This window comes from Cyclobacterium amurskyense (assembly GCF_001050135.1).
GTDB lineage: Bacteria > Bacteroidota > Bacteroidia > Cytophagales > Cyclobacteriaceae > Cyclobacterium > Cyclobacterium amurskyense.
On sequence record NZ_CP012040.1, the window covers coordinates 1,904,332 to 1,921,013 of the forward strand.

A 16,682-nucleotide genomic window follows, 5' to 3' on the forward strand; every position below is an offset into this window, starting at 1 on the left:
TTAATTATTTTTTACAAACCAGTTGACTTCCAAACATTTCTTTAGAAGTAACTTGCCTCTGTGTAATACTTGCCAATAATTAGACTCCGTGATTTCTAGTTCCTGACAGATCTCCACGGATTCTTTTTGTAGAAGGTATTTTGAAAGAATTGCTAGGCGCCATTTGTTAGGGAGATCTTCAATACAGATCTCCATAACCTTATTAAAAGCCGGATCGTCAAGCAAATGGCTTTCCTTTGTCCAGGCTTCTTCCAAACCATTGGCCTTCCAGTTGTCTGCACCATTAAAAAATGAATCGGTAAATTGAGAGGCAGTATCATCCTGGTTGTTTTGTATCTTGGATAACTTCCGGTAATGATCAATAATTTTATTGTTTAAAATTTTTAATAACCATGTTTTGGGACTGCTTCTACCTTCAAATTTCTCATAATTTTTAACCGCCGCCATAAATACCTCCTGAACCAAGTCTTCAGCGGTTTCATTACTACTGGTTTTATGATATGCCCAGCTATAGAGGTAATCGCTGAATGAATGAACCCATTCACTGATGACTTTTTGCTTGGACTGGGAATTTGTCTTTTCTTCCATGGTGACAAATGATTCAGGTATAATAGAGGGGTTTCCAACAGTTCCACTTATGCAATGATAATTCATTCACAGTATAGCAGGTAACTAATAGACCTCTATCATTACTGATGTTTTCAGATATAAAATTTTATTTGGGTGAACACTCATTGACATGAACAAACCTATTACCAATTTTAACTAAAAAATATTTGTTCTTGTTTCGGAACATTTCTCAATAGGCAAATTTAATTTTCAGGAATAAAACTCAATAGTTCACTAGCCCCATCCATTAAAACCAGTTTATCTTTAACTACTTTAAAATTCTTCACCATGGAAAGGGCTTTTAGAAAATCGCTTTCTCCAGTGCCGGGACATGCCTTTTTAGTCATGGCTCCAGGATTCAAGGATAAACTCTTTCCTTCAAGGGTAAAATCTCCTGAAAAATTATTACAGCCTGTAAAACCACTAAGTTTGCCACCATCCATAAAACTCAATAAAGGAACAGCATCAGCAAACTTCCCTACATCAAGGGATTTACCCATCATGCCAGCTAGTTTCCATTTATTCCCCATAAGCAAACTAAGCGGATTGATATTGTTTAGCGAACTACAAGCGGTAAAACTAAAGAGTAAAATAAAAGTAAATAAAATTTTAAACTGTCTCATATTCATTAGCGTTTTGAGTTTTACAATAATAATTTAGACATTAATAGAAGGTATATCAAATAATTAATCTATTAAATTCAACAGGAGTAATGTAATTCACCCTATTAAACTTATTCTTTTTCTCCGTACTCAAACTTAAAAAAAATCGGAGTACTGCATTATGGGCTTATCACGGTAACCAGGAAAGAGTTATATTAGTTTAAAATAGCGAAATTTTTAACGAGAAAAGGGTAAAAAAAGCTTCTTTTTCAACCTATCCGGCTTAGACCAAATTGTAAAAGATCAAGCTTTCGCACTTTAGAATTTTAATTCCAGATCATAAATATTACAAAATTTCTCCTTCTTATAAAGCTAAAATCAGGCCTTACAATTTATTTTATAGAAAAGCAAAACCTGCCAAACGTATAGAAGATGATTTATAAAGCCTAACAGTTAAACCCGGATTATGTAATAGGATTTCTCCGCCCTGTGTCAGGGGTGAAGCCTGTCCCGTGTTTACGGGAAGTGTTGCAATCGCAAGACAATCAGGCTGTTTGGAGATTTTAACATAGCACCGCTATGGTGAAATTGAAAACAGCAACGATTGGGTATTTTAAAGCGATTTCAGCACGTAATAGATTGTCTATTGCAGATTTCGGGTTAAAGCGGATATCTTTTAATATTAATCCCAACAATGCAAAGTATTTGGCGACACTTTCTTAATTTTAGAAGCGCAAAAACCCCAAAAATTATTTCAATGACTGAATCAAGATATAATAACAGAGTAGCAGTAATTACCGGAGCTGCAGACGGAATTGGTAAAGGTATAGCCAAAAAACTGGCAGTTGAAGGAGCAAGTATAGCACTTTGGGACTTCAATGAGGAAAAACTACTGGCCTTAGAAAAGGAATGGCAAAAGGATGGATTGCCAGTCAAAGCGTTCGTTGTAGATATTTCCGATGAGACTGCAGTTCAGGAAGCCTATAAGGAATCAGTAGACCATTTTGGTAAACTTGACATCTTGGTCAATTCCGCTGGAATAGTAGGGCCCACACAAATAAAAATTACAGATTATTCTACAGAGGATTTTGATAAAATTTGCAATGTAAATTTAAAAGGTTCTTTTCTAACTGCTAAGTACGCCCTTAAGTACATGGAAAAAGCGCAATACGGTAGAATTCTACTTATTGCCTCTATCGCTGGTAAAGAAGGAAACCCTAATATGGTAGGTTATTCCACTACTAAAGCAGGCGTAATTGGACTTGTCAAAGCACTTGGTAAAGAGTATGCCACTTCAGGAATTACAGTGAATGGACTGGCTCCGGCTGTTATTCTAACGGCAATGAACAAGGATACTGATCCTGCACAATTAGAATATATGGCATCCAAAATTCCTATGCAACGTCTGGGTACTGTGGATGAGGCAGCCTCCATTGCAAGTTGGATCCTATCCGAGGAAGCAAGCTTCAATACAGGATTTATTTTTGACTTATCCGGCGGTAGAGCTACCTATTAATTAGGTAGGCTTTCCATAAAGGTGAGGATAGCTTTTTGTGTTTTTTGGGTCTGTTCATACATCCCCATGTGCCCGCAATTTGTCAATTGATAAAATTGATCTACTGCTTGCTTATGGCTGAGGCTATCTATTATCGGTACAGCGGTATCCTCATTTCCACAAATCATCAAAGTAGGCTTTTGAAATTCTGAAAGCGTCTTCATGTGGTCTTTACGGTTCCTCATGGCTTGCAGATAAGCTAGGATACTTGTCATTGGTAACTGGCTGGCATAGTGAATTAGGGAGGCAATGGCCTCCCCACAGCTTTCCCTGTTTTCTTTGCGAAATAGTAAAGGCAACGAGGATTGAATAAAGGTACTCACTCCATGCTTATTAATAAATTCTATTGTTTTAACACGATTGAGCTTTTTCTCATCACTATCTGGATAAGCCGTAGAATGAAACAATCCCAAACCACTCAGATCAAGTTTATTGAGACAGGCCATTTCTAGTGCCAAATAGCCCCCCAAAGAATGCCCTATTAATACAGCATCTCCTATATTGTTGGCCAACATCCAATCGGCAAGAACTAGGCCTATTTCCTTAATGGTAAACTGGTCAGAAACTGCTGGACTATATCCAAATCCAGGTAAATCCGGACACCACACTTCACAGATTTCAGATAGGGGCTCTGCGAAATTTTTCCACATTTCTTTTGTTTCACAAAAGCCAGGTAGCAAAACCAGTGCTTTGCCAGATCCTTCTTTCCAATAGGATATATCAGGCATTTTTCATCAAAAGGCTTAACAGTTTTCTATCTAATTTCTCTCCATACCAATCCTCATAGTCGACGTCGGTCCTGCCTGAATTAAGTACTCCGAAAGTCCCTGAAAATTCCCACAATCCAAACCCAATCCCATTCTCGTCCAATATATCTAAAATATCACCAAACCAGGCTAAAAAGACCTCATGCGGGGTTTTATTATAACAGCCCAACTCACCACAATGCACCCCTACTCCTTGCTCTAGCAAGGCTATCCAAGGGGCATAATGTTTTTCCAGATCCTCTTTTTGATACATCCGTTCATTGTGCATTCCTGGCCAGCTAGGAGAAGGCAGGCTATCCGGATCCTTAAACACCCATGAAGCTTTATGATGTGAAATATGCATGGGGAAATAACCTCTACAACTCTGATGCAAATCAAGATCTGCAAATTCAGGAATGGCTGTACCGCCTCCACCATTGCCATCAGCGATGACCAATCTTTTTTTGTTTATCCCTTTGATGGTTTTTAAGGCTGCTTCGGCTACTTTTCTGTATTCAGCAATGGGCACAGCCCCTCCAGGGGAGTGTTGGTCGTTTGGGTCCAGCCTTTTAAAAGGCTCATTGACCAAATCAAAACTCAATTTTTTAATAGAGATATTTTTATACCGCTTTGACCACATTTCCCAATGGGCACAAAAAGCATCTAAGGCTTCTTGGTCTTCCCATAAATTGTAGGGCTCTTTAAAACCTGCATTGATACAGAAGCCTGGCGCCCTATGTAAATTCAAACTCACATGTAAATTTTGATTGTGGCAGTTGGTTAATATTTCGTCAATTTCATCTAGCACCCTGTTATTAAATTGTAGCACCTCATCGGGCCGTATGGGTTTGCTTCGGTCAAAATCCAGATAACTGGGATAGGAAATAGGAATTCGGACAAAATCAAAACCCCAATCCGACATGTACTTATAATAATCAGGTTTTGTTTTGCGCCCATTTTCAGGATCAGGATTAAAAAAATCCAATAAATTGAATCCTCTCCATTTGGGAAGTTTGTTTTTTCTCTTTTTGAGCGATGGACTAAAAGAAGTCTGATTCAAAGAAAGGGCCATGGATGCTGCCGTAGCTTTCTTTAAAAAGTCCCTTCTTGGAATTAAAATTTCGGGCATTAGAGTAGCGGATTAAGTTACCAAACCTACCAAACAATACAGTTATCCAATTTAAAAATAATTGAGGAAATCGGCCCGATTTCCTCAATAAAAAGAATGGATATTATTAAATTTTAATTTTATCAGCAACATTTAGGTTCATCATATCCTTAACAGTCTGAAGGATACCAGAAGGATCGAATCCACATTCATGATGCAGTTCCATTTGCTCTCCATGCTCTATTACCTCATCAGGAATCCCCAATCGCTTTACCTTAGCTTGGTAGTCATGATCCATCATCCACTCCAGAACAGCACTTCCAAATCCGCCCATCAGGCAACCATCTTCAACGGTAATGACTTTGTCAAATTTACCAAAGACTTCATGCAGTAAAGATTCGTCAAGAGGTTTGACAAATCGCATGTCATAATGCGCTACACTAAGACCTAGTTCTTTAAATTTGTCTTTGTTTTCAAGGGCATAATTGCCAATGTGTCCAATACTCAAAATGGCAATGTCTTTACCTTCTGTGATTATTCTGCCTTGTCCTGTAGGTATTTTTCTTAATGGTTTTCTCCAATCAGGCATTACACCTTGACCTCTTGGATACCTAATGGCATAAGGGGCATTGTGCTCAGCACCAGAATACATCATATTTCTCAACTCCTCCTCATTCATAGGCGCACTTACTACAAGATTGGGCACACAACGAAGGTAGGCCAAATCATAAGCCCCATGATGAGTTGGTCCATCAGCTCCGGCAAATCCAGCACGGTCTAAACAAAAAACCACTGGAAGATCTTGCAAACAGACATCATGAATCACTTGATCATAAGCCCTTTGCATAAAGGTACTGTATATGTTACAAAAAGGAACCAATCCCTGTGTCGCTAAACCCGCAGAGAAAGTAACAGCATGTTGTTCTGCAATTCCTACATCAAAGGACCTATCAGGAAATGCCTTCATCATTATATTCATTGAAGATCCTGAAGGCATAGCCGGAGTCACTCCAACGATTTTTTTATCTTTTTCCGCCAGCTCTACAAGGGTATGCCCAAAAACATCCTGGTACTTTGGTGCTTGAGGGCTGGTAGGTATTTTCTTAGCTATCTCTCCGGTAATTTTATCAAATTTGCCAGGTGCATGCCATTTGGTTTGGTCTTTTTCTGCAGGGGCATATCCTTTTCCTTTTACTGTTATACAGTGTAAGATTTTTGGCCCAGGAATGTCTTTAAGATCATTGAGCACCTCTACGAGATGATTTACATCATGGCCGTCAACAGGACCAAAATACCGTAGATTTAAAGATTCAAATAGATTGCTTTGCTTTAGCAAGGCAGACTTGATGGCTCCTTCAACTTTGGAAACCACATCCTGAGCACTAAAGCCAAATTTGCTGATTTTACCGAGTAAATTCCAAACTTCATCTTTAACCTTATTATAGGTATGGGAGGTAGTGATGTCTGTAAGGTAATCTTTCAATGCACCCACATTCGGATCTATGGACATGCAATTGTCATTGAGAATAATTATCAGATTGCTATCAGAAACCCCGGCGTGATTCATTGCTTCAAAGGCCATACCACCTGTCATGGCGCCATCACCTATTACAGCAACATGCTGTCTATGGGTTTCGCCTTTATACTTTGAGGCCATGGCCATTCCAAGAGCTGCCGAAATAGAAGTACTCGAATGTCCTACCCCAAAAGCATCAAAGGGACTTTCTTTTCTTTTGGGAAATCCAGACAAACCTTTGTAAAGCCTGTTGGTATGAAAATCATTTCTTCGGCCAGTTAGGATTTTATGTCCATAGGCTTGATGACCCACATCCCAGATCAACTGATCGTCAGGTGTGTTAAGCACATAATGCAAAGCTACAGTAAGTTCTACAACGCCTAAGCCAGCCCCAAAATGACCTCCATAAACAGAAACATGGTCAATGATGAATTGTCTCAATTCATCACAGATTTGAACCAAACGGTCTTTACTGAGGTTTTTAAGGTCTTCCGGTTGATGGATTCCTCTGAGTAATTCTCCAGGTTCTATTTGCATATGCTAATCATCTTTGTAAAAATCTATAACCTTTCCAAAGGTTATAATGTTTAATATTACCAATAATTATTCAGGCCTCCATGCCTTTATGGAAATTATTGACTTGCCTATTGATTTAACGAGATATGTGATATCTTTGAACACAATAAGAAATACAAAAATAACAAAAAATAATCTTATCCAGTGAGTTTCGAAATCAAATTACCTTTATTCGAAGGGCCATTTGACCTTATGCTGTTTTTCATAGAACGTGATGAACTGGATATTTATGATATTCCCATTTCAAAAATTACCAATGACTTCTTGGATTATATCCATCACTTGGAAAAAATGGAAATAGAAGTAGCAAGTGAATTTATCCTTTTCGCTGCTACACTTATGAAAGTCAAATCCAAAATGCTTCTCCCTAGACCTGAATTTAATGAAGATGGCGAGGAGATAGATCCAAGGGAAGATCTGATAAAGCATTTATTGGAATATAAAAAGTACAAATCAGTCGTGGGTGAACTTGCCAATATGGAAGGTGAAAGGATGTCCAAGTTCTCCAGGGGAAATGTTGTGGAAGAGCTTCGGCAAATCAATCAAATAGATCAAGTAGATGCCGAACTTCAAGACCTTGACCTTTACCGATTGTTAAAGGTATACCAAAAGGTATTAACTAAATATGCTCACACCAAGGATGACACAAAACATACTGTGATCCAATATCCATATTCTATAGAACAACAAAAATCATTGGTTTTAGACCGGCTGGATGAAAATCCCAAAATTCCCTTCTCAGACTTTATCGTCTTAAATCCCGACAAAATTTTTATTATTTATACATTTTTAGCCATTTTGGAGCTCCTTCAGCTTGCCTTGGTCACAATAAAAATCGGGGAAGGATTTAATAACTTTTGGGTAGAACGATTAGAAGCTATACCTGTAGAAAACTTATGAAATTAGACAATAGGGAGATTTTTAAAACCTTAAACCCAAATAAGGTTTGGGTTCCTGTGTTGATAGGAATCGGAATAGTATTTGCAATGTTTTACATGGACCCAACAGTAAATGCGCAAACATTAAAAGGGGTTTTTGACGCTTCTTTATGGTCGATTTTTGTTGCCGTAATTTTTATTTTTCTACGAGATGCGGGCTATGTATTCAGAATCCGGGAAGTAACGAATAAACACCTTAGTTGGTCCAGGGCCATCTATGTGATCATTTTATGGGAATTTGCCTCTGCCGTCACTCCCTCCATAGTAGGTGGTACTGCTGTGGCTGTATTTATATTGAACAAAGAAGGAATACCATTAGGAAAGGCGTTAGCATTTACCATGCTCACGGCTATTATGGATAATTTGTTTTTTGTAATAGGGGCACCCATTATATTGTATCTGGCACAGGGCTATATTTTCCCTGAAAGCAGAATGCTCGAGATGAGGTTAGGCTCCAGCCTGGAGTACCTTTTTTGGGGAAGTTATTCCTTGTACACCATCTATTCCGTACTTATGGCCTTGGCATTGTTTTACCGTCCCAGGGTTTTCAAATGGATAATGCTTAGATTATTCTCCATCAAATGGTTGAGAAAATGGAAATACCAAGCCAATAATTATGGGGATCAGATCATCGAAGCAAGTAAGGAGCTCAAGGGCAAAAACACCAGGTATTGGCTTATCATCATCCTTACCACTGTGTTCATTTGGTCTTCTAGGTACTTGATGCTCAACGCTCTGATATCCGCATTTGAAACCCTTTCATTGTTTGAACATGTAGTAATTTTTGCAAGACAGATTATCATGTGGATTGTAATGATGATCAGTCCTACCCCTGGTAGTAGCGGAACGGCTGAATTCTTTTTCACTCAATTTTTCAACGAATTCCTAACTGGTTATACTTTTGTAACCAGTATCCTTTGGAGGTTATTTTCTTATTATCCTTACTTGCTCCTTGGTGCTATATTTCTACCAAAATGGGTTAGACAGGTTTTCTTCAAGAGAAAAAAATAATGAAATGATTTTAAGATGTTGTTGCGGTATATAGGCAACAATATCTTAAACCCGGATTATGTAATAGGATTCGTGATAGCCTGTCCCGTGTTTACGGGAAGTGGTGTAATCACAATAAAATCAGGCTATTTGGAGACTGAGTCACAGCACCGCTATGGTGAAGTCGAAAATAGCAACAAAGTGACTGATTTTAAAGTGATACCATTACGTAATAGAAGGTCTATTGCATATTTCGGGTTAAAATCGCATTAAATTAATAGGTATTTATTGGTTTCTATTGGACCATATACTTATTTACTAAAATAAGTTGGTCGGCAGTTTGCACATATTTTCACAAAGATTCATCAAAGCTTTTCACTGTACCAGATTTCAATCCTGATCAATTGTCTATTTCCTCTTTTAGAGGTAAACAAAATAAAAATTTCCTAATAATTATTTAATCCGATTTACAGCTTCAATAATGCAGGGTGTAAAACAAAAATTATGCGTATTGGAAAGGATAAAAGGGTCAATATATAGTACCTGCTTTTTGCTTTGAATTTGCCTTTATTCAGGTTTGTGGATAATATATTAGGCCTTTACTCTAAAAAATACAGGCCTTTTCAAATAAATAAAAAAAAGAAATGTTAAAATATCCTAAATTTTTCTATCCCTCTCAAATTTGAGAGGGATAGAAAAATGATTAATCAATTCTTTCGAAAGCGTTAAAAAAGAAGCCTCCTTCAATTTGAGCATTCTCATCTGAGTCGGAACCATGCACAGCATTTGCTTCGATAGATGTAGCATATAATTTTCTAATGGTACCCTCTTCTGCATCAGCAGGGTTGGTCGCACCTATTAGTTTTCTGAAATCTACAATTGCATTTTCCTTTTCAAGGATTGCCGCAATAATAGGTCCTGAAGACATATACTTGCATAAATCAGCGTAAAAAGGCCTTTCTTGATGAACTTTGTAAAACTCCCCAGCAAGCTTAGCATCAAGCCTGGTTGTTTTCAATGCAATAATTTTGAAACCTGCCTCTTCGATCATTTTTAAGATTGCTCCTGAATTGCCTGCACCGAAGGCATCAGGCTTGATCATGGTGAACGTTCTATTGGTAGCCATAAAATTTTATTAGGATTATTAGTTATGGTTGTAAAATTAATCCTTTTAAGTTAAAGTCCGAAAGTTAAAAGGAGATAATAAATAAAGTCTATATTTCGATAAAATTGGAATTGGGAATTTCAGAAAATTATATGGAACTTTGTCATCTGTGTTTTTTAAATACGGTACTCAATTATTACACATGCAGAATATAGATCTATTTAAAGAACAGATTTCTTCAGCTTCGTCCAAAAAGATCATCATCACCACCCATCATAAACCTGACGCAGATGCTCTTGGATCTTCATTAGCATTAGCTGGCTATTTATTAAAGAAAGGTCATCAGGTAAATGTGATAACTCCTTCTGATTATCCTGTATTCCTTCATTGGATGAAAGGAAATGATGAGGTAATAAATTATGAAGATCCTGGACAGGTTGAAAAAGCTGAGAAATTGATTAACGAGGCAGAGATTATTTTCTGCCTGGACTTCTCTTGTCTTAGCAGACTTCAGACAATGGAAGAAGTGGTTCGTCAATCTAAAGCTTTTAAAGTCAATATTGACCACCACCAAGAGCCTGAGGACTTCGCTGACTTCAGTTTTTGTAGTACTGATGCGGCAGCCACTTGCGAGTTATTGTATGACTTGATGGTAAAAGTGGGTGACAGAAATCTGATTGACAAGGATATCGCAGAATGCCTATATTCTGGAATAATGACAGATACAGGTGGTTTCAGACATCCTAATACCACTAAAAATGTTCATCTGGTAACGGCTGAGTTAATAGACCTTGGAGCTGATAACTCCAAGATTGCTCGGCTTATTTATGATACTTATTCAGTTAATAGACTGAAATTCTTAGGTTTTGCGCTTACGCGGAGGTTGACTATTTTACCTGAGCTCAACACTGCCTTTTTTGCTGTAAGCAAGAAAGACCTGAGGAAATATCAATCTCAAACTGGAGACACCGAGGGGCTTGTAAATTATGCACTTTCTTTGGATGGAATTAAAATTGCAGCCTTATTTACAGAGAGAAAAGATGGGGTTAAAATCTCCTTTCGCTCTGCAGAGGATGTATCAGTGAACAAGTTTGCTGCAAAATACTTCAGTGGAGGAGGCCATAAAAATGCCTCGGGAGGAATCTCTCAAGCACCTTTGGAAGAAACCATTGAAAGGTTTAAAGAATTAGTAAAAGAAAACAAACAAATCTTATTTAATCAATTAGAATTAGTCGATGAAAAAAATCAATAATTTAGTTTTTGGTGCCCTAGCTTTGGCATCCAGCTCGCTATTGTATTCCTGTGAGAAGACAGAAACAACTTCTGACGGAATAGAGTACCGTTATGTAACACAAGGAGACAAAGAAACCAAAGATGGCGAATTTGTCGTTTACCACTTTACAGCCAAAACTGGTAGCGATTCCTTGTTCATCTCCAGTTATGACCAACCAATGCCTCCTTATTTGCAGCATATAGATACTGCAACAGCCAGAACAGGTGTTGATGAGATTTTCCTAAACTTGAACAATGGCGATAGTATCGTTATTACTTCTACTGCTGAAAAAATATTTACTCCTGAAGGTGTGCCTCCATTTTTAAAAAATGATGAGACGGTTACCATCCATATCGGTGTTATAAACGTTCTTGAAGAAGAAGTTTTTCAAGATTACTTCAATGACCTTGCTGCTGAAGGGCAGAAAAAGCAAGCTGAAGAAGCCAAAGTTCAATTGGCAGAGGACATTAAATCTATCGAAAGCTATATTTCTGAAAATAATTTAAAGGCGGACAAGACAGAATCAGGTGTTTATTACGTCATAGAGAAAGAGGGTTCTGGTGCACAGATAGAACAGGGTGACGAAATCTCTGTAAACTATACCGGATATGTTTTAGACGGAACTGTATTTGACACCAGTATCGAAAGCAAAGCCAAAGAAGCAGGAACTTTCACCGAAGGTAGACCTTACGAACCATTTACATTCAGTGTAGGCCAAGGAATGGTTATTCCTGGTTGGGATGAAGGCCTTCAATTGTTGAAAAAGGGTTCTAAAGCAAAATTATTGATTCCTTCTCCACTAGCCTATGGGCCTAGCCAAAGAGGAGCTGTAATTGTGGCCAACTCAATTTTGATTTTTGACGTTGAAGTAACAGACGTAGTTAAGCAATAATATTTGAGGGTCTGCCAAGTAACAATAATATAAATACCTACCATGAAAAAAAGTATGAAATTTTGGGCATTGTTGCCCCTATTGGCCTTTTTAGGTTCCTGTATCTCTGATGAAGAGAACTTGGATGTGATTTATGAGCAAGATCTCAAAAAGATTGAAACTTATATCCAAAACTTCCCTGACGAATACATGAAGAAGGAAACCCTTGAAGGAACAGGTATTGTACTATTGTTTACTGAGGTAGTAGAAGAGGGTGAAGTGGCTATGGCAGGAGATACACTTGCAGTGGATTATACCGGAATGTTATTGGACGGTACTGTATTTGATACTTCTATTGAGCAAACTGCCAGAGACAACAATCTCTTCAATGAAAGCCGGGATTATGAGCCTTACAAGGTCATTCTAGGAGTATCCAGTGTTATCAGTGGATGGCATGGAGCACTTTCTCTTATGAAAGAAGGTGAAAAAGCCACTGCCCTGATTCCTTCAGCCTATGGCTATGGAAACCAGTCTGCAGGCTCTATTCCTGCAAATTCCGTTTTGGTATTTGAATTAGACCTGACCGAAAATCGGCCATACCAGCCTTAATCATTTGAATAATTAAAGGATGAGTTTTAGACAAATAATTATTGTTTTTTTCGTGGCGGCCCTAGGATTTTCCTGTGACGATCAACTTAGTGGTTTTGGGTATCCAACCTATGACAATGAAGGTAATCTGGCCATTGACAGGGAAAAAATAGATGAGTACTTAAAAACTGCCGACTACGATAGCCTTTACAGGATACATGATCCATCTGGAGTGGTAATCATAGTGGAAGAGGAAGGCACTGGATCCAGACCTGTTTCAGGAAATGTTATCTATACCAATTACACAGGTTATTTGTTAGATGGAACTGTTTTCGACTCTAATTTGGAAGATGTAGCTACCGCCAATGACATCTACGATGAAAATAGAAAATACGACATCTTCAACTTTTATCTAGGCTTAAGCTCTTCTCAAGGAGGGGCTATTCAGGGATTTACCCTTGGTTTCCAAAGATTGAGAAGTGGATCTAAAGCTACCATCATTATCCCTTCGCCTTATGCGTATCAGGATAGCGAAAGTGTAGAAAGAGTCCCTGCCAATTCGGTATTGGTTTTTGATGTAGAATTTCTAGGCATGGATTAAGCCTAATCTGAAAATAAAGTAAAAGCCAGCGAAATAATTTTCGCTGGCTTTTTTTATTGCCAAATATCAAAGAAAGACTTATTACTACATTTTAGCACTGTAATTTGGAGCCTCTCTTGTTATGCTTATATCATGAGGATGTGATTCTCTCACACCAGCAGTAGTTATTTTTACAAATTTACCTTTCTCTCTAAGGTCATCTATGGTGCCTGTTCCACAATAGCCCATACCTGCTTGCAAGCCTCCAACCAACTGATAAAGTACTTCAGAAACCAAGCCCTTAAAAGCAACTCTACCTACAATTCCTTCTGGAACCAATTTCTTAACATTCTCTTCTGCATCTTGGAAATAGCGGTCTTTAGACCCAGATTCCATGGCTTCAAGGGAGCCCATTCCACGATAGGATTTGAATTTCCTTCCTTCAAAAATAATGATCTCGCCAGGAGCTTCCTCAGTACCAGCTAAAATAGATCCAATCATAACAGATCCAGCACCTGCAGCCAAGGCTTTCACTACATCTCCCGAATACCTAATACCACCATCTGCTATCACTGGCACATTCCTTCCTTTTAAAGCATTGGAACATTCCATAACGGCTGACAACTGAGGCATACCAACACCTGCAATTACCCGTGTTGTACAAATACTACCCGGGCCTACGCCAACTTTTACAGCATCAGCACCCGCATCAGCCAAAGCAGTTGCAGCTTCAGCAGTAGCTATATTGCCTACAATTACTTCCAGACTTGGAAAAGCTGCTTTAATTTTAGTACAGGTTTCAATTACTCCTTTAGAATGACCATGAGCAGTATCTATACTTACTACATCCACTCCTGCATTTACCAATGCATCTACACGCTCTTCAATATCTCCGGTTACACCTACAGCAGCTCCTACGCGTAAGCGACCAAACTGATCCTTGCATGCATGTGGCTTGTCTCTGCGTTTAAGAATATCCTTATAGGTAATCAAACCTGTAAGCTTGTATTCCTCATCTACAATTGGAAGTTTCTCAATTTTGTATTCCTGTAGCACCTCTTCTGCCTCTTCAAGACTAATTCCTGCCTTGGCAGTAATTAGATTCTCCATGGTCATGATTTCCTTGATAGGTCGATTTAAGTCCTTGATAAACCTAAGATCTCTATTGGTAATGATCCCTTTAAGAAATCTGTTCTCATCCACAACAGGAATTCCACCAATATTGTATTCACTCATGATGGCTTCCGCATCCTTTACTTTAGCATCAATATCTAATGTAATGGGATCAAGTATCATCCCACTTTGGGATCTTTTTACCTTGCGAACCTGAGCTGCCTGCTTTTCGATAGACATGTTTTTGTGGATGAATCCCAGCCCGCCTTCTAAGGCAATGGCAATGGCTAATTCAGCCTCTGTAACGGTGTCCATAGCAGCAGAAACCAATGGAATTTCCAATCGGATGTTCTTGGTAAGTTGCGTAGAGGTGTTTGTGTCGCGGGGAAGTACTTCGGAATATCCCGGTACTAAAAGCACGTCATCGTAGGTTAGTGCTTCAAAGAGAAATTTATCTGTGTTTGGATTCATGGCAAATGGTTAGTAACCCTATTTGCCCGTCAAAGATACAATGTTTTTAATATGCGGATCAACACTTTGCTGAAAAAAAAGTTAAAATAATTAAAAATGTTTCCTCTAAAAGAAATAATCTTTGGAGCCCTCTATAATTCTATGGCTAATATTTTCGTTGACAATGCCTTACTTATGGCTAGCATTCCTTGATCATTTGGATGGGAAGCCACCGCATTATCTTCAAATTGGCCTATAGCCATATTCGCCGGATTGCTACCGAAAGCAGAAATATCAACGAACTCCCAATGGTTTTGACTTGCAACATGACGCAACTGTTCATTAACATTAGGGCTTGGCCAAAAAGTAGTGGTAATTATAAATTTAGTGTTTGTCGTACCAAGGTAAAAAGCAAAGTCCTGAATGGACTCAGCTAGATTCCAATTCGAAAGCTCCGCATCTATATTGTTTTCCCCTAACCTTATAATAATTACATCCGCCTCAAACTCCCTAAGGTGACTGTATTGTTCAAAATCAATCGTTTCAAATTCCCTTTCAAAGGGATACACATTCTCCCTTATCATTTCCAAATCTGGAAAATAACTTTGAAGATTGTCCTTCAACAAGGAAAAATAATCCTGATCAGCTTCACTAGCAGCCATCCCCCAGTTGCCGTTCCTCCCGATTGAAGGGTCTGGCGGATGGATGGTTATACTATTACCAATAACCAATATTTTATTGATGGAAATTGATCTGTCCTTCTCCTCCTTACAGGACAATAAAACTATAGCTAAACCTATGCCTAGAACCCATGGTCTCATGCCATTTCTGCGAGATTTTTCTTTCTGATTTTCGCAATATAAAAACCATCAAATCCACTTTCATGAGAAAGCACCTGGGTCTCTTCTATTAACTCAAATTTTTGACCATTCTCACTTGCAAGGAAAGCCTCCACCTGCTTGTTATTTTCTGATGGGAGAATACTGCATGTTGCGTAGACCATGATCCCTCCTGGCTTAAGCATAGAAGGGTATTGAGACAAGATCTCTTTTTGAAGCACTTGCACCTTGGCAATGGATTCTTCATTTAGTTTCCATTTTGTATCAGGATTTCTTTTCAAAACCCCTAAACCAGAACAAGGAACGTCTAAAAGCAACCTGTCTGCGCTTTCATGTAGACGCTTGATTGTTTTGTTACTTTCTATAGGTTTGGTTTCCAAGATAGAAATCCCTGCCCTCCTGGCCCTTAGTTTGGCATTTTGCAACTTCCAACCTTCGGTGTCCATTGCCAATATTCTACCTTTATTCTCCATCAATGCAGCTAAGTGCAACGCTTTACCACCAGCACCAGCACAAGCATCAATTACCCTCATGCCTGGCTCAACTTCCAAAGCAGCAGCTACCATCTGTGAAGATGCATCCTGGACTTCAAATAACCCCTCTTTAAAAAGTGGGGTCCTAAAAACATTTTTACGTTTTAACAACACCAATGCATCGGGATATTCCCTAGGAATATATGCCTTGACGTCCAGTTCTTCCAGTTTAACTTTCAGGTCAGTCCTGGCAGTTTTCAATGTATTCGCACGCAAAACCACCTGGGCTTGCTCATTGAGACTGTTTATTTCTTCATCCCACTTATCTCCCAACTGAGAAGAACCCATTTCCTCCATCCAGTCAGGAATAGATTGTAAAATGGCCCTTTCGGAAATTTTACTTCTATAGTGCCTTATTTTCTCACCATTAATACCTTTAAATTCTCTCCAGTCAGGCAAAGTCCTGTCTTGTAAAACCCAATAAGTACCAAACCATTGGTAATAATCATTCGAAGGACTCAGTTTTTCGATCAACCTTTTCCAGCGGACGATTTCATACACACTTTCAGCAATAAATGCCCTGTCCCTTGCACCCCACTTAGGGTTTGATCTTAAAACTTTCTCGATTACTTTATCAGCATAGCGATTATTGTCAAATATTTCCTCCAATGCTTTGACAACTGCATTGACTGTATTTGGAAAGAGCTTCATATAGGCATTTTTAATTAAGCTACAAATATAGAGAAATAT

At 38.5% G+C, this 16,682-nt stretch carries 16 protein-coding genes; 7 read left to right on the forward strand and 9 right to left on the reverse strand.

Annotated elements, in window-relative coordinates:
* Together CA2015_RS07745 and CA2015_RS07750 are read right to left on the reverse strand one after the other, a co-directional pair.
* Positions 1-654, reverse strand: a complete 654-nt coding sequence (locus tag CA2015_RS07745; RefSeq protein ID WP_240477943.1) for a sigma-70 family RNA polymerase sigma factor — start codon at positions 652-654, stop codon at positions 1-3.
* A gap of 158 nt (positions 655-812) precedes the next feature.
* Positions 813-1,232: an META domain-containing protein gene (locus CA2015_RS07750; RefSeq protein ID WP_048641398.1), complete on the reverse strand. Its 420-nt coding sequence runs from the start codon at positions 1,230-1,232 to the stop codon at positions 813-815.
* 736 nt (positions 1,233-1,968) lie between these two features.
* On the opposite strand from CA2015_RS07750, the gene CA2015_RS07755 reads away from it, so the two are divergent.
* On the forward strand, positions 1,969-2,727 hold the full coding sequence (locus CA2015_RS07755) for an SDR family NAD(P)-dependent oxidoreductase (protein WP_048644415.1): 759 nt from the start codon (positions 1,969-1,971) through the stop codon (positions 2,725-2,727).
* Here CA2015_RS07755 and CA2015_RS07760 read toward each other — a convergent pair.
* The 3 genes from CA2015_RS07760 to dxs form a co-directional block, all read right to left on the reverse strand.
* Entirely contained in the window at positions 2,724-3,494 is a 771-nt protein-coding gene (locus CA2015_RS07760) for an alpha/beta fold hydrolase (protein ID WP_048641399.1), read from the reverse strand. The genes CA2015_RS07755 and CA2015_RS07760 overlap by 4 nt on opposite strands.
* On the reverse strand, positions 3,487-4,641 hold the full coding sequence (locus CA2015_RS07765; RefSeq protein ID WP_053086659.1) for a glycoside hydrolase family 5 protein: 1,155 nt from the start codon (positions 4,639-4,641) through the stop codon (positions 3,487-3,489). The genes CA2015_RS07760 and CA2015_RS07765 overlap by 8 nt, the downstream gene beginning before the upstream one ends.
* Before the next feature lie 106 nt (positions 4,642-4,747).
* On the reverse strand, positions 4,748-6,673 hold the full coding sequence (gene dxs / locus CA2015_RS07770; RefSeq protein WP_048641400.1) for a 1-deoxy-D-xylulose-5-phosphate synthase: 1,926 nt from the start codon (positions 6,671-6,673) through the stop codon (positions 4,748-4,750).
* 183 nt (positions 6,674-6,856) lie between these two features.
* On the opposite strand from dxs, the gene CA2015_RS07775 reads away from it, so the two are divergent.
* Positions 6,857-7,612 carry a segregation and condensation protein A gene (locus CA2015_RS07775; RefSeq protein ID WP_048641401.1) on the forward strand — a complete coding sequence of 252 codons (756 nt, stop codon included), beginning with the start codon at positions 6,857-6,859 and terminating at the stop codon, positions 7,610-7,612.
* Positions 7,609-8,661, forward strand: coding sequence for a lysylphosphatidylglycerol synthase transmembrane domain-containing protein (locus tag CA2015_RS07780; protein ID WP_048641402.1), 1,053 nt, complete (start codon positions 7,609-7,611; stop codon positions 8,659-8,661). The genes CA2015_RS07775 and CA2015_RS07780 overlap by 4 nt, the downstream gene beginning before the upstream one ends.
* Positions 8,662-9,343: 682 nt before the next feature.
* On the opposite strand, the gene CA2015_RS07785 is transcribed toward CA2015_RS07780, so the two are convergent.
* Positions 9,344-9,766, reverse strand: coding sequence for a nucleoside-diphosphate kinase (locus CA2015_RS07785; RefSeq protein WP_048641403.1), 423 nt, complete (start codon positions 9,764-9,766; stop codon positions 9,344-9,346).
* Between the two features lie 181 nt (positions 9,767-9,947).
* Here CA2015_RS07785 and CA2015_RS07790 point away from each other — a divergent pair, with 181 nt between their 5' ends.
* Genes CA2015_RS07790 through CA2015_RS07805 form a run of 4 tightly spaced genes read left to right on the forward strand, consistent with a single transcriptional unit; the run spans position 9,948 to position 13,078 of the window.
* Complete coding sequence (locus CA2015_RS07790; protein ID WP_048641404.1) at positions 9,948-10,997, forward strand: DHH family phosphoesterase; 1,050 nt, start codon at positions 9,948-9,950, stop codon at positions 10,995-10,997.
* A complete protein-coding gene (locus tag CA2015_RS07795) occupies positions 10,981-11,910 on the forward strand; it encodes an FKBP-type peptidyl-prolyl cis-trans isomerase (protein WP_048641405.1) in 930 nt (309 codons plus the stop codon). The genes CA2015_RS07790 and CA2015_RS07795 overlap by 17 nt, the downstream gene beginning before the upstream one ends.
* Positions 11,911-11,952: 42 nt before the next feature.
* Positions 11,953-12,498: an FKBP-type peptidyl-prolyl cis-trans isomerase gene (locus CA2015_RS07800; RefSeq protein ID WP_048641406.1), complete on the forward strand. Its 546-nt coding sequence runs from the start codon at positions 11,953-11,955 to the stop codon at positions 12,496-12,498.
* A 19-nt stretch (positions 12,499-12,517) separates the two neighbouring features.
* On the forward strand, positions 12,518-13,078 hold the full coding sequence (locus tag CA2015_RS07805; RefSeq protein WP_048641407.1) for an FKBP-type peptidyl-prolyl cis-trans isomerase: 561 nt from the start codon (positions 12,518-12,520) through the stop codon (positions 13,076-13,078).
* Positions 13,079-13,162: 84 nt separating this feature from the next.
* On the opposite strand, the gene guaB is transcribed toward CA2015_RS07805, so the two are convergent.
* The 3 genes from guaB to CA2015_RS07820 all read right to left on the reverse strand — a co-directional run bounded on the left by guaB (position 13,163) and on the right by CA2015_RS07820 (position 16,643).
* A complete protein-coding gene (gene guaB / locus CA2015_RS07810) occupies positions 13,163-14,641 on the reverse strand; it encodes an IMP dehydrogenase (RefSeq protein ID WP_048641408.1) in 1,479 nt (492 codons plus the stop codon).
* A 131-nt stretch (positions 14,642-14,772) separates the two neighbouring features.
* Complete coding sequence (locus tag CA2015_RS07815; RefSeq protein WP_048641409.1) at positions 14,773-15,441, reverse strand: SGNH/GDSL hydrolase family protein; 669 nt, start codon at positions 15,439-15,441, stop codon at positions 14,773-14,775.
* Positions 15,438-16,643, reverse strand: coding sequence for an RsmB/NOP family class I SAM-dependent RNA methyltransferase (locus CA2015_RS07820; RefSeq protein WP_048641410.1), 1,206 nt, complete (start codon positions 16,641-16,643; stop codon positions 15,438-15,440). The genes CA2015_RS07815 and CA2015_RS07820 overlap by 4 nt, the downstream gene beginning before the upstream one ends.
* Between the last annotated feature and the right edge of the window lie 39 nt (positions 16,644-16,682).

What these genes read in the sequence shown, in the direction of transcription:
- CA2015_RS07745 (WP_240477943.1), bottom strand. Translation starts at nt 654, where the DNA reads ATGAATTATCATTGCATAAGTGGAACTGTTGGAAACCCCTCTATTATA.
- CA2015_RS07750 (WP_048641398.1), bottom strand. Translation starts at nt 1,232, where the DNA reads ATGAGACAGTTTAAAATTTTATTTACTTTTATTTTACTCTTTAGTTTT.
- CA2015_RS07755 (WP_048644415.1), top strand. Translation starts at nt 1,969, where the DNA reads ATGACTGAATCAAGATATAATAACAGAGTAGCAGTAATTACCGGAGCT.
- CA2015_RS07760 (WP_048641399.1), bottom strand. Translation starts at nt 3,494, where the DNA reads ATGCCTGATATATCCTATTGGAAAGAAGGATCTGGCAAAGCACTGGTT.
- CA2015_RS07765 (WP_053086659.1), bottom strand. Translation starts at nt 4,641, where the DNA reads ATGCCCGAAATTTTAATTCCAAGAAGGGACTTTTTAAAGAAAGCTACG.
- dxs (WP_048641400.1), bottom strand. Translation starts at nt 6,673, where the DNA reads ATGCAAATAGAACCTGGAGAATTACTCAGAGGAATCCATCAACCGGAA.
- CA2015_RS07780 (WP_048641402.1), top strand. Translation starts at nt 7,609, where the DNA reads ATGAAATTAGACAATAGGGAGATTTTTAAAACCTTAAACCCAAATAAG.
- CA2015_RS07785 (WP_048641403.1), bottom strand. Translation starts at nt 9,766, where the DNA reads ATGGCTACCAATAGAACGTTCACCATGATCAAGCCTGATGCCTTCGGT.
- CA2015_RS07790 (WP_048641404.1), top strand. Translation starts at nt 9,948, where the DNA reads ATGCAGAATATAGATCTATTTAAAGAACAGATTTCTTCAGCTTCGTCC.
- CA2015_RS07795 (WP_048641405.1), top strand. Translation starts at nt 10,981, where the DNA reads ATGAAAAAAATCAATAATTTAGTTTTTGGTGCCCTAGCTTTGGCATCC.
- CA2015_RS07800 (WP_048641406.1), top strand. Translation starts at nt 11,953, where the DNA reads ATGAAAAAAAGTATGAAATTTTGGGCATTGTTGCCCCTATTGGCCTTT.
- CA2015_RS07805 (WP_048641407.1), top strand. Translation starts at nt 12,518, where the DNA reads ATGAGTTTTAGACAAATAATTATTGTTTTTTTCGTGGCGGCCCTAGGA.
- guaB (WP_048641408.1), bottom strand. Translation starts at nt 14,641, where the DNA reads ATGAATCCAAACACAGATAAATTTCTCTTTGAAGCACTAACCTACGAT.
- CA2015_RS07815 (WP_048641409.1), bottom strand. Translation starts at nt 15,441, where the DNA reads ATGAGACCATGGGTTCTAGGCATAGGTTTAGCTATAGTTTTATTGTCC.
- CA2015_RS07820 (WP_048641410.1), bottom strand. Translation starts at nt 16,643, where the DNA reads ATGAAGCTCTTTCCAAATACAGTCAATGCAGTTGTCAAAGCATTGGAG.